Genomic DNA, 12,458 nt, shown 5'->3' on the forward strand with positions numbered 1-12,458 from the left:
CACGTCACCGGCTCACAGCTCGTCGTGCCCGAGGTCGGCCGCCAGCCGCTCCACCAGGTCCCGGGCCGCGTCCGGGATCACCGTGCCGGGCGGGAACACGGCCGCCGCGCCCATGTCCAGCAGGACCGGCACGTCCTGCGGCGGGATCACCCCGCCGACGACGACCATGATGTCCTCCCGGCCCTCCTCGGCGAGCGCCTCGCGCAGCGCGGGCACGAGGGTGAGGTGCCCGGCGGCCAGCGACGACACCCCGACGATGTGCACGTCCGCCTCGACGGCCTGGCGGGCCACCTCGGCCGGGGTCTGGAACAGCGGGCCGACGTCCACGTCGAAGCCGAGGTCGGCGAAGGCGGTGGCGATCACCTTCTGGCCGCGGTCGTGGCCGTCCTGGCCCATCTTCGCGACCAGGATGCGCGGACGGCGGCCCTCGGCCTCGGCGAAGGCGTCCACGACCGTCCGGGTGCGCTCCACGGCCGGCGACTGGCCCGTCTCGTTGCGGTACACACCGGAGATCGTACGGATCTGGCCCGCGTGCCGCCCGTACACCTTCTCCAGGGCGTCGCTGATCTCGCCGACGGTCGCCTTCGCGCGGGCTGCGTTCACCGCCAGCTCCAGCAGGTTGCCCTCGCCGCCCGCGGCCCGCGTGAGCGCGTCCAGCGCGTCGCGGCAGGCGGTCTCGTCCCGTTCCTCGCGCAGCCGCCGCAGCTTGGCGATCTGCTGGGCGCGCACCGAGGAGTTGTCGACCTTGAGCACCTCGATCTGCTCGTCGGTCTCCACCCGGTACTTGTTGACGCCGATCACCGGCTGCCGTCCGGAGTCGATGCGCGCCTGGGTGCGGGCCGCCGCCTCCTCCACGCGCATCTTCGGGATGCCCGCGTCGATGGCCTGCGCCATGCCGCCGGCGGCCTCCACCTCCTGGATGTGCTGCCAGGCCCGGCGCGCGAGGTCGTACGTCAGCTTCTCCACGTAGGCGCTGCCGCCCCACGGGTCGATCACCCGGGTCGTGCCGGACTCCTGCTGGAGCAGGAGCTGCGTGTTGCGGGCGATGCGCGCCGAGAAGTCGGTGGGCAGCGCGAGCGCCTCGTCGAGCGCGTTGGTGTGCAGGGACTGGGTGTGGCCCTGGGTGGCGGCCATCGCCTCCACACAGGTGCGGGTGACGTTGTTGAACACGTCCTGCGCGGTCAGCGACCAGCCGGAGGTCTGCGAATGCGTGCGCAGCGACAGCGACTTGGCGTTCTGCGGATCGAACTGCCTCACCAGCTTGGCCCACAGCAGCCGGGCCGCCCGCAGCTTGGCGATCTCCATGAAGAAGTTCATGCCGATCGCCCAGAAGAACGACAGCCGCGGCGCGAACGCGTCGACGTCCAGGCCGGCTTCACGCCCGGCCCGGATGTACTCCACGCCGTCGGCGAGGGTGTACGCCAGCTCCAGGTCGGCCGTCGCACCGGCCTCCTGGATGTGATAGCCGGAGATGGAGATGGAGTTGTAGCGGGGCATCCGCTGCGAGGTGTACGCGAAGATGTCGGAGATGATCCGCATCGACGGCTTCGGCGGATAGATGTAGGTGTTGCGGACCATGAACTCCTTGAGGATGTCGTTCTGGATGGTCCCGGCCAGCTTCTCCGGCGGCACGCCCTGCTCCTCGGCCGCGACGATGTACAGCGCGAGCACGGGCAGCACGGCGCCGTTCATCGTCATCGACACGGTCATCCTGTCGAGCGGGATGCCGTCGAAGAGCTGTCGCATGTCGTAGATCGAGTCGATGGCGACGCCCGCCATGCCGACGTCGCCCGTCACGCGCGGATGGTCGCTGTCGTAACCCCGGTGCGTGGGCAGGTCGAAGGCGACCGACAGGCCCTTCTGCCCGGCCGCCAGATTGCGGCGGTAGAACGCGTTGGACTCCTCCGCCGTGGAGAACCCCGCGTACTGACGGATCGTCCAGGGCTGGTTGACGTACATCGTCGGGTACGGGCCGCGCAGATACGGTGCCGTGCCCGGGAAGGTGTCCAGGAAGTCCAGGCCCTCCAGGTCCTGCCCGGTGTACAGCGGCTTGACCGCGATTCCCTCCGGTGTCTCCCAGAGCAGGTCGTCACCGTCGGCGGCCTTCTTCACGGCCGCGCGCCACTCGTCGAGGGCGGCGTCGGCGGCCGGGGCCCCCAGCTCGATCGCCGAGAAGTCGGGGATGGACATCAGGACACTCCCATGCGGTCGAGGGTGGCGGCCAGCACGGCGACCGCGTCGCAGCCGGCGAAGACGTAGGTGTCCACGCCCGGGTACGGCCCCGGGCGGCCCGCGAGGAACACGTGCCCGGCACCCGCCTCGCGCAGCGCGGCGGCGGCGGACTCGGCCTGCTCCTCGTACAGCGCGTCGCTGGAGCACAGGCACACCTCCCGCGCGCCGCTCTCCTCGAAGGTGCCGGTGGTGACGGCTTCGATGCCGCCCGCCTGGAAGAGGTTGGCGGCGAAGGTGAGCCGTGCGGTGTGCGCGGCGGCCGGGCCGAGCGCGGTCAGATGGACGCGGGGCCGGGAGCCGGTCGCGGCCAGGTGGGCGTCGGACCGGGCGCGCAGCGCCTCGAACGCCTCGTCCCGCCGTACCCGGGGCAGGCCCCCGGACGGCGGCTCGGGCGCGGGCTCGCGCACGACGGGCTTCTCGGCCAGGTGCGGGAACTCGCTGACACCGGTGACCGGTTCCCGCCGCTTCGCCAGCTTCGCGCTGCGCACCGCCCAGGTCGCCGCGAGCCGTTCGCCGACCGCCCCGGAGCGCAGGGCGGCGGCCTGTCCGCCCGCCCGCTCGATCTCCTGGAAGAACTCCCAGGCGGCACGGGCCAGTTCGTCCGTCAGCCGCTCCACGTACCAGGAGCCGCCAGCCGGGTCGATCACCCGGGACAGGTGAGACTCCTCGATCAGGATCGTGGAGGTGTTGCGGGCGATCCGGCGGGCGAACGCGTCCGGCATGCCGAGCGCGTGATCGAAGGGCAGCACGGTCACGGAGTCGGCGCCGCCCGTCCCGGCGGCCAGCGCGGCGACCGTGGTGCGCAGCATGTTCACCCACGGGTCGCGGCGCGTCATCATCACCGGCGAGGTCACCGCGTGCTGCAGCTGCGCGCCCGCCGCCGGCGCCCCGCACACCTCGGCCACCCGCGCCCACAGCCGGCGCGCGGCACGCAGCTTGGCGATGGTCAGGAACTGGTCGGCGGTCGCGGCGTAGCGGAACTCCAGCTGCGCCAGCGCCCCGGCCGTGTCCAGTCCGGCCGCGCTGAGATCGCGCAGATAGGCCAGGCCCGTGGCCAGGGACAGGCCCAGCTCCTGCGCCGCCGAACCGCCGGCCTCGTGGTAGGGCAGCGCGTCGACGGTCAGCGCCCGCAGGCCGGGGTGACGGGCGGCGCACAGCCGGGCCAGCTCGGCCACGGGCGCGGCGTCGTACGGGCTTCCGGTGCGGGCCTCGTGGCCCAGCGGGTCGGCGCCCAGATTGCCGCGCACGGCGTCCGCGGCGACGCCCCGCTCCTCGTACAGCCGGAGCAACTCCCGTGCGGCCGGCTCGAAGGCGGCGCCCGCGTCCAGGACGACGGGGGCCAGATCGAGGTGGACGCCCTCGAGGGTGCGGCCCAGCGCGGTGACCGGGAGGCCCGCCGGCTCGCCGACGGCCAGCCACAGGGAGGTGACGCCGTTCTCCAGATCGGCCAGGACCGGCGCGGGGTCGGCCACCGTGTGCCGCTGGCGCACGTCCCAGCCGCCGACCCGGTTCCCCTCGGCGCGGCCGCCGCGCACGAAGGGCGGAAAGCCCGGCAGGCCGGGATCGGGCGCGGCGTCGCGCGCGGAGTACAGCGGCCGTACCCGCAGGTCGTCCTCGAGCAGGGTGGAAAGGGCGCCCTCCGCCTCGTCGTCGGGCACGTCCCTGCCCGACTTGCGCAGTACGCCGGCCACCAGGCGCTGCCACTGCTCGTGTGTCGCGTGCGGGAACTCGGCCGCGAGGCGGAGTCCGTCGTCAGGCAGGAGCGTCATGCTCGGATGTTAGGTCAGTACGGCAGACGAGCAGCAGAGGGAACGGTTGTGACCTTGTTCTCGCCGCGGGTGTGACATGAGCCGCTCGCCGCCCCCGACCGGGTGATCTTGATGGATTGCGCGGGCCGGTCGTGCCACATCCGAGGCCAGGAAATCCGGTGGGAATCCGGAACTGACGCGCAGCGGTGAGGGGGACGGGCGGGGCATGTGACGCCACTGGGGCGGAGCTCGGCGGCCGAGAGGCCCGGCGCGCGACGCTCTGGGAAGGCGCCCCGTCGGGACGAACCCGAGTCCGAAGACCTGCTGGCTGCCGTCGACGCGGCGCTGGAACGTGCACCGGCCTGACCGCGCTGGGAGGCCGGTCCTGGCACACCCTCTCCGGCGGCGAACGCCAGCGCGCCCAGCTCGCCCGCGCCCTCGCCCGGGAACCCCGCGAACTGCTCCTGGACGAGCCCACGAACCACCTCGGCATCCAGGACCGGCTCGGCCTGCTCGACCTGGTCGCGGGCCTGCCGGTCACCACCGTCGTCGCCCTGCACGACCTCAACCTCGCGGCGATGTCCTGCGCCCGCCTGCTCGTCCTGCGCGACGGGCACGCCGTCGCCGAGGGCAGTCCGGCCGAGGTCCTCACCCCCGCTCTCATCGAGGACGTCTACGGGGTCCGTGCCGAGGTGACGCACGAACCGGGCCACCCGGTGATCCGCTTCCTGCGCCGGACCGGCGGCAGACCGGGCCCCGCCGACACCGGCCGGGACGCCGCGGGCCCCGCCCCTCACCCCCTGTAGGAGGTCGGCGGGAAGGGCGACCGGTCCTTCCGCCGGGCGGCACTCGTGGGGACCGCGCCCTCCCCGACCTGGCGATCCACCTCGGCCACGGCCTCCTCGTACTGCCTCGCGGGTGACGGGGGCGCTCCCCCGGGGAGCCCTGTCTCCCGCCGGACCTCTTCGGTGCGGCGCTCGAGTTCCTCGGCGTCGGGCCGTCGAGGCATGCCGCGACCGTGTCCGCGGTCCGGGTCACCCTCGACCTGACTGTTGGACTTGTGGTGATGCACCATCGTCTTCTCCTCGAGGTGAGCACCCGGGACATCGTGCTCGGATGACGCGGCCCGCCTTCGTGCCGGCCGGCCCGGGCGCGGTGGCCGGGTACGTCGGACGGCGGGGGTGAGGCCCGGCTCCGAGGACGGCTCGGCCGACTCGCGGGCAGGACCCACGCGGTCTGCTCCTGGTGCGCGATGCTCCTCCCAGCCAAACGCCATCGGGAGACCCACGCAAGCGGATCAGGGAGTCAGGGCCCTGCGCGCCGTGCTCGACGTCGTCGGCGGTGGCCCGGCCCACGGCGACGGCTCCCGCGTCACCGCACGGGTGACGGCCCCGGCGCCGGGGCCGGCTGCTTGCGGGCGAACGCCCGGCGGAGCGCGTGATAGGGCGCCTCGGGGTCGAAGAAGATCCTCCGCATCCGGTCGAGCTCCCGCGCGCGGACCGCCGCCAGGGGCGTGACCGCCTCACGCCGCTCGATCTCGGCCTTCTTCGCCGCCAGCCGCGCCGGCGCGGCTGGGGAGGAGGCCCACCGTCCGGCCAGCCGGACGACCTCGTCGGTGAAGCGGTCCGGAGCACAGTCGACGACCCGGTCCACGAGCCCGGTCTCCCGCGCGCGGGCCGCGCTGAACGGCAGCGCCTCGCGGGTGATCCGCTCGGCCGCCGCGGTGCCCACCCGGCGCGGCAGGCTGTACGTCCAGTACTCGGAGCCGTACAGCCCCATGCGCCGGTAGTGCGGATTGAGCACGGAGCCGGAACGGCACCACACCTCGTCGGCGGCCAGCGCGAGCATGACCCCGCCGGCCGCGGCGTTCCCGCCGACGGCCGCGGCCACCAGGCGGTCGCCGGTGGTCAGGACGGCTTCCACGAGGTCGTCCATGGCGTTGATGTTGGCCCACGACTCCGCCGCCGGGTCGGGGGCGGCCTCGATGACGCCGAGGTGGATGCCGTTGGAGAAGAAGTCCCGGGCGCCGCCCAGGACCAGGGCCGTGGTGGGCCGGTCGCAGGCGGCCCGGTAGGCGGCCAGCAGACGCCGGCAGCGGTCGGTGGACATCGCGCCGCCGGGGAACGAGAACGACAGCACGCCCACCGGACCCCGCTCGTCGTAGCGGATGTCCGACCAGCCGGGCTCGCCGTCGCCGGCCCCGTCGGGCGACGGGACCGGCGCGGGCAGCTCCGGCAGCGCGGGCAGGCGTCCGGCCAGGGCCAGGGTGGCGGGCAGCTTGCAGGCGCGCGGCTCGCCCGGCCCGGTACGGGCGCGCAGCTCCGGTATCCACACGGCGCCGTCCCGGGTGGCCCGGCAGACCGCCCCCGCCCGGGTCGCCAGCAGCTCACCGGGGCGCCCGCGCAGCAGCGGCTCCGCGTGACCTCCGTGCAGAAACCATTCCGCGCCGAGCAGCTCGTCCAGGACGCCGGGCTGGGAGTCGGCGGCGCGCAGCTTGCGCAGGACCGTCTCGACCGCGTCGTCGGCCCAGACGATCCGCCGGGCGGCCTGGCGCATCGGCGGCCGGGTGCGGGCGCCGGGTGCGGGCGCCAGGGTGCGCTGGTCGAGCGGCGTGTACGTGCCGGACGCGAACCGCTCGACCGCCGTCAGGGCCGCGTCGACGGCCGCGTCGGCCAGCTCGTTGCGGTACAGGTCGCTCTTGCCGACCCGGGGCAGGCGCACGCGGGCGGTCGCCCACACGGGCCCCGCGTCCATCTCCTCCTCGGCCTGCAGCACGGTCACCCCCCACTCCTCGGCGCCCTCGAGGATCGCCCAGTCCAGCGAGGAGGGCCCCCGGTCGCCGACCGGCCCCGGGTGGACGATCAGGCAGGCCCGGCTCTCCCACACGTCGCGGGGGACGACGGCCCGCAGCATGGGCGCCAGGACCAGGTCGGGGGAGTGGCGGACGACCGCGTCCCGCACGTCGTCGCCGCGCGGCGTCACCTCGACGGCGACGGAATGCGCGCGGTCGCGCAGCTCGGCGTGCAGGCGTTGCGCGAGGCTGTTGAAGGCGCTGGCGACGAGCAGGATGCGCATGACTGCCCTCCGGGGGACCGGGGTCATCGGCGTGGTGCGACGGGCTGCCAGCGATGGTGGCGCACACCGCCGCGCGGCCGTCGACATGCGTCCCGGTCGCCACCCGAAAGAGTGGTGCTCTCCGTCGCCGGGCAGCACGGCCGGGACACGCCCGCGGTCCGACCGGGGCGCCCCCGTACCTCCGGCCGGGCGGTCAGACCCGGGGTACCGCCGGACGCCGGACGGCGATCATGAGGGCGTCGTCGTCCAGCCGGCCGCCGACGTGGTCCAGCAGATCGCGCCGCAACCGCCCGAGGAAGGCGTCGCAGTCCTTCGTGGCCCAGCCGGTGACGCGCTCGGCGAGCGGGTAGAAGGCGCCGGAGGAGTCGCGGGCCTCGATGACGCCGTCCGTGTACAGCAGCAGCAGATCTCCCGGCTCGAACGGGAAGCTCTCGACGCGGTACCGCGGATCCGTCAGTTCGCCGAGCCCCAGCGGGGGCGCCGGGTGACGGGGGGTCATCGCCGTCGGCCGGCCGTCGCGCAGGACGAGCGGCGGAGGATGCCCGCAGGACACCATCTGCACCGGGCCTTCCCGGTCCGGGATGTCCAGGACGGTGGCGGTGACGAAGGTCTCTCCGTAGCGGCCCGTCTCGCCCGGTTCCGCCAGGTCCCAGCACACGCTGCGGTCGAGGTAGGCCACCAGCTCGCCCAGGCCCGCCTCGCGATGGGCCGCGACTCGGAACGCCCCGAGCAGCAGTGCGGCGTCGTTGACCGCCGTCATGCCCTTGCCCCGCACATCGCCGACGATCAGCCGGGTGCCGTCGGTGGTGCGCGCCGTGGCGTACAGGTCCCCGCCGATCTGCGCCTCGGCCTCCGCGGCGAGGTAGCGGGCGGCGGCGCGCAGCGGGCCGAGCCGCCTGGGCAGCGGCGGCAGCACCACGCGCTGGGCGGCCTCGGACACGTACCGCACCTGCTCCAGCTCTCTCGCGCGGCGCTCACGCACGACGCAGAAGACGACGAGACTCGCCCCGACCACCACCAGGGCCACGATCTGCGCCTCGTGATTGGCCGACAGGAGCTCGCTCGGGTCGCGCAGCACCCCGATGACCGTCTGCGCGATCACCGCGAGGGCGGACACCAGCGCCACCGTGCGGGGTCCGCCGAACAACGGGGTGATCGCCGGGGCCGCGACCAGCAGGGGGCCCAGGTGGATGTCGGGCGGGGCGAGCACGTCGATCACGGACACGACGACGATCCACGCGATCGGGACGGCGACCAGTGCCCTGCCCGCGCGCACCGGCTTGCGAGGTTCGTCGGGTCGCTGCGCCATGCCTCCTCTCTACACCGGCACGGAACGCCTGTCCTGTCACGCCCGACGCGGTGCCGTCTCCGAGGTTCGTACCGTGCTCGAGGTCGGGCCCGGCTTTCGCCGTACCCGGGTCCGGTCGCCCGGTTCCCTCCGCCTCAGCGGGCCCGTTCCCGGGCCGCTCGATCGGCGGGCCCAGGGCCCGGAGCAGGCCGGATGCGGCGCCACCACGGAATCCGTAGCCGCCGGCCGCGCAGTCGACCAGGCTCGCGGCCGGCCCTGATCCGCCACCACAGGGCCAGCAGGACGGCGACGCCCGGGGCGAGCGCCAGGAGCACCTCGCACGTCCGGGTGTCGGCCGACCGCCGGCGCCCGACGCCGTCACCCCTCTCGGCGACGGACCGGCGGAAGGGGTGCTCCCGAGGGGGTGACAGCCTGTCGTCCTCCTGGAGCGCCTCGAGGGTGATGCGCTGCCACACGCGCTCGGGTGGAGTCACCGGAAGGTCCGACACCTCCGCGCCGCGCGCGGCGGTCACCACGCGGATCGTCCGCAGCAGTTCCCCGCGGCAGCGCGGGCACGACGCGACATGCCGCAGAGCGCTGACGTCCGCCTCGTCGCTCACATGACCGAGTGCCAGCTCCACCAGGTGCGACGGGTCCACATGGCCCACTGCGCCCTCCTGCGTCTCGGGTGCGGTCGATGGTGTCCGTGCACGCGAACAGGGCGTGGCCCGAGCGATGTCACTCACGCGTCGGTTCCGCCGTGACGACGAGGTTGGCGAGGTAGCCACCGCGCTCGGGTTCGAACGGCGGTGCACATGTGATCAGGGTGAGGACCGGGGCGCCCGTCCGGCGGAACACGGAGGGCGGAAGTTCGTCCTTGGGCACGGTGGTGCGCGAGACGACGCGGTAGACGACGGGCGAGCCGTGTGTCCGCCGGACCTCGACGCGGTCACCGGCCCGCACGTCGTAGAGCGCGGCGAACTCGCCGAGCGCGCCCGTCTCGTCGTCCACGTGTCCGACGAGCACGGCCGATCCTTCGTGGCTCCCGGGGGCCGGGCCGTAGCGGTACCAGCCGGCCACGGAGGGGTCCGCGGGGACGGTCACTGCCCCCTGTCCGGTCACGCCCACCGGTCTTACGCGGGCGTCGAGGCCGATGCCGGGGACCTGGACACGCTCGGGCGGCACGGACGCAGCGGAGAAGCCGAACCGTGACTGTGTCGTTCCGGGCATCGAAGCGGTCGCAGCTCCCTGCTGCTGTGAGGGTGCCCGCCCGAAGTCGGGCGGTGCCGACGCGGGTTCCGACGGCCCGCCCGAAACGGCGACGGCGACTGCCAGAGCGGCAGCCACCGTCGCTGCTCCGGCCAGCCGTCGCGCGGGGTCAGCCACGCCGGCCGGCGGCTCGGCGGGCCACCAGGACGCCGGTCACCGTGATCGCTCCGGCCGCGGCGGCCCAGGCCGTCCACTGGTCGGCGGAGTTCGGTGTGACGGCGGCGCCGCTGCCACCCGCGTGCACCGCGTTGGGCATCGTCCGCATGCCGCCGAAGGTCTGGGTGGCCAGGGCCAGGTTCTTGTCGTCGGCGCTGCCCCAGGCGTAGACGACGTTGCTCGTGCCCTCCTTGAGGTCGAGGGACGCCGGTCCGACGGCCACGGTGTCCGTTCCGGCGAGGACGACGTCCGCGTTCACGGTGCCCGCGCCGACGGATGCGGTGTCCTCGTGCGGATTCGTCAGGCCGGTGAAGACGGGCTGGCCGTCGGCCCGGACGTCCACGGCGGGCGCGGCCGCGACATGGCGGACCGTCAGGCGTGCCTTGCCGGCGTCCACCTTCGAGACGTCGTTGGTGAACGCCGTCAGCCGGGGCTGGCCGGTGGCGGAGAGATGGGCGGCGAGGGTGGCATTGCCGCCCTCGGGCACCTTCACCTGCTTCTCCAGGGCGGGCGTGCCGTCGGGGCTCTGGCCGGCTTCGAAGATCTCGATGTCGTACGTCCCCGCGTCGAGCGACTGCGGATCGGTCACCGTGCCGGGCTCGAAGTCGCTGAGCAGCCGGTCGCCGTTGGCGTAGACGTCGACCGTCATGCCGGGGATGCCGTGGAAGACGGACACCATGGCCTTGTCCTCCGCTTGTTCGGGAGCAGCCATGGCGGGTGCGGTCGTGCCCAGGGCCAGGGCACAGGCCCCGGCCGAGGCGGCGACGGCGATGGTGGTCCGGGAAGTCATGGGGATCAGCCCTCCATGGGTGTCTGTGCCTGCTGGGGGTCTCGAAGGGGTTTCGCGGGTGACCGATGCCGTGGATGCGCCCGGAGCACCGCTTCTTCGACCCGTCAGGCGTCCGTGTCGTGCGTGTCGCCCCGGTCGACGGCCGTGCGCAACCGGTGCAGGCCGCGGCGGGCGTGGCTCTTCACCGTGCCCAGGGGCACACCCGTGCGCTCCGCGATCTGAGACTGCGTCAGGTCCTCGTAGAAGGCCATGCACAGCACCTCCCGCTGGGCGTACGGCAAGCGGGACAGGGCCTCGACGAGCAGTACGCGGTCGAGTACCTCGTCCGGTGACTGCTGGACGGGACGGGCGGGCGTGACGTCCTGTGCGGCCGACTCGACCAGGGACAGACGCCGCGTCCGGGCGGCCAGAGCGTCGACGATCTTGCGGCGCGTGATGCCCACGAGCCAGGCACCGAGCGCCCCCCGCTCGGGCCGGAAGCCGCGCCGGCCGCGCCAGGCGCCGACGAAGACCTGCTGGGTCACGTCCTCCGCCTCATGCGTGTCACCCAGGGACCGGGTCGCCATGGTGTGCACGAGTGAGCCCCAGCGCCGGTAGATGGCGGCGAACGCCTCCTCGTCGGCGCGCACGAGGCCGCGAGCCAGTTCCTCCTCGTAGCACGTCTCCTCCACGGGCGGCACCGTGGCGGTCGTCGTTCGTGTGCGGGTGCTCATGGCCGTTCCTCCTGCCGTGCGCCGTACAGGGACGGAAGGGGCCGTCCGCCGGACGGCAAGTGCGCCGGTCTGCTGCCCTGCGCGGCTGCCGTGCGCCTGGCTCCAGTGTTGGAGGCACGAACGACGCATACAACATGCGTCGTTTGTGCGTCGTAAAGTGGAGGCATGGGTGCGCACGAGGGAGAGGGCGAGGACCGGGTCGTCGAGGGCGGTCCGCACGGAGGCGGGCTGACCACCGGCGAGGTGGCGCGGCGTCTGGGGGTGGCACCCACCACCGTCCGCACGTGGGATCGCCGGTACGGGCTCGGGCCGGACACGCACACGGACGGCCGGCACCGGCGCTGGACGGCTACGGACGTGGCGAGGCTGGAGCGGATGTGCGCGCTGACGGCGACCGGGCTGCCGCCGGCCGAGGCGGCACGGCTTGCGCGCAGCGAGAAGTCGCCGACGGCCGTCGGATCCCGCAGCCCGGCCGGGTCGTCGCGTGCGTCGAACCCGCGCCGGAGCCGGGCGGGGAGCGGCCTGCAACTCGGTGACGTACGCCGGGAGTGCAGGGGGATCGCACGGGCCGCCCTGCGTCTGGACGCCGCCGTCCTGGACGAACTGCTGCTCGCCGCGATCACGGAACACGGACTGGTCGCCGCCTGGACCGAGGTGATCGTGCCGACGCTCCAGGCCGTCGGCCGCAAGTGGGAGACGTCGGGCGAGAAGTACGTCGAGGTCGAGCACTTCCTGTCCTGGCACGTCTCCGGGGCCCTTCGGCGTGCCGCGCCCCGCGCGGTCGCGGACCGTCCCGGTGCCACCACGGTGCTCGCCTGTGTGCCGGGGGAGCACCACACCCTTCCGCTGGAGGTCCTGTCCGCGGCACTGGCGGAGCGAGATGTTCCGGTGCGGATGTTCGGCGGGGCCCTGCCGGTCGAGTCGCTCGTCGCGGCGGTGCGCAGGACCGGGCCGGCCGCGGTGGGGCTGTGGGCGCAGTCCCGCACCACCGCGAGTCGGCCGCTGGCCCAGCACGTGGCCGCGATGGAGTGGGGAGTGCGCGGTGCTCGTCGCAGGCCGGTCGTGCTGACCCTGGGCCCCGGCTGGGCCGGGCAGGCGGTGGCCGGTCTGGCGCGTCCGTCGGGGCTCGCCGAAGCGGTCGCCGTACTGGCGTCGTCGGTTTCGCGCTGACGTGTTGTCGTCCGAGG

9 protein-coding genes, 1 pseudogene and 1 riboswitch are annotated in these 12,458 nt (G+C 74.0%); of the genes and pseudogenes, 2 read left to right on the forward strand and 8 right to left on the reverse strand.

Annotated elements, in window-relative coordinates:
- Positions 1–12: 12 nt before the first annotated feature.
- Both scpA and AB0E77_RS12170 read right to left on the reverse strand, forming a co-directional pair.
- Positions 13–2,190, reverse strand: a complete 2,178-nt coding sequence (gene scpA / locus AB0E77_RS12165; RefSeq protein ID WP_361569012.1) for a methylmalonyl-CoA mutase — start codon at positions 2,188–2,190, stop codon at positions 13–15.
- Positions 2,190–4,001, reverse strand: coding sequence for a methylmalonyl-CoA mutase family protein (locus tag AB0E77_RS12170; protein WP_361569014.1), 1,812 nt, complete (start codon positions 3,999–4,001; stop codon positions 2,190–2,192). The genes scpA and AB0E77_RS12170 overlap by 1 nt, the downstream gene beginning before the upstream one ends.
- 105 nt (positions 4,002–4,106) lie before the next feature.
- A riboswitch (cobalamin riboswitch) is annotated at positions 4,107–4,324 on the forward strand.
- Between the two features lie 36 nt (positions 4,325–4,360).
- Between AB0E77_RS12170 and AB0E77_RS12175 the strand changes: the two are divergent.
- Positions 4,361–4,786: pseudogene (locus tag AB0E77_RS12175) on the forward strand (ABC transporter ATP-binding protein); the annotation flags it as partial.
- Positions 4,787–5,351: 565 nt separating this feature from the next.
- Here the strand turns inward: AB0E77_RS12175 and AB0E77_RS12180 are convergent.
- From AB0E77_RS12180 to AB0E77_RS12205, 6 genes are all read right to left on the reverse strand, one after another.
- Positions 5,352–7,055 carry a hydrogenase maturation protein gene (locus AB0E77_RS12180; protein ID WP_361569016.1) on the reverse strand — a complete coding sequence of 568 codons (1,704 nt, stop codon included), beginning with the start codon at positions 7,053–7,055 and terminating at the stop codon, positions 5,352–5,354.
- A 193-nt stretch (positions 7,056–7,248) separates the two neighbouring features.
- Positions 7,249–8,364 carry a PP2C family protein-serine/threonine phosphatase gene (locus AB0E77_RS12185; RefSeq protein ID WP_361569017.1) on the reverse strand — a complete coding sequence of 372 codons (1,116 nt, stop codon included), beginning with the start codon at positions 8,362–8,364 and terminating at the stop codon, positions 7,249–7,251.
- A 134-nt stretch (positions 8,365–8,498) separates the two neighbouring features.
- A complete protein-coding gene (locus AB0E77_RS12190; RefSeq protein WP_361569019.1) occupies positions 8,499–9,011 on the reverse strand; it encodes a hypothetical protein in 513 nt (170 codons plus the stop codon).
- Positions 9,012–9,081: 70 nt separating this feature from the next.
- A complete protein-coding gene (locus AB0E77_RS12195) occupies positions 9,082–9,573 on the reverse strand; it encodes a class F sortase (protein WP_361569021.1) in 492 nt (163 codons plus the stop codon).
- A 148-nt stretch (positions 9,574–9,721) separates the two neighbouring features.
- The gene (locus AB0E77_RS12200) at positions 9,722–10,558 is read right to left on the reverse strand and encodes a DUF4397 domain-containing protein (protein ID WP_361569022.1); all 837 of its coding nucleotides are present in this window, start codon (positions 10,556–10,558) and stop codon (positions 9,722–9,724) included.
- Positions 10,559–10,662: 104 nt separating this feature from the next.
- On the reverse strand, positions 10,663–11,271 hold the full coding sequence (locus AB0E77_RS12205) for a sigma-70 family RNA polymerase sigma factor (RefSeq protein WP_361569023.1): 609 nt from the start codon (positions 11,269–11,271) through the stop codon (positions 10,663–10,665).
- Positions 11,272–11,436: 165 nt separating this feature from the next.
- Between AB0E77_RS12205 and AB0E77_RS12210 the strand changes: the two genes are divergently transcribed.
- Positions 11,437–12,441: a MerR family transcriptional regulator gene (locus AB0E77_RS12210; protein ID WP_361569024.1), complete on the forward strand. Its 1,005-nt coding sequence runs from the start codon at positions 11,437–11,439 to the stop codon at positions 12,439–12,441.
- The last annotated feature ends 17 nt before the right edge of the window (positions 12,442–12,458 follow it).

Origin of the sequence: Streptomyces sp. NPDC032940 (genome assembly GCF_040636935.1) — a bacterium.
Lineage (GTDB): Bacteria > Actinomycetota > Actinomycetes > Streptomycetales > Streptomycetaceae > Streptomyces.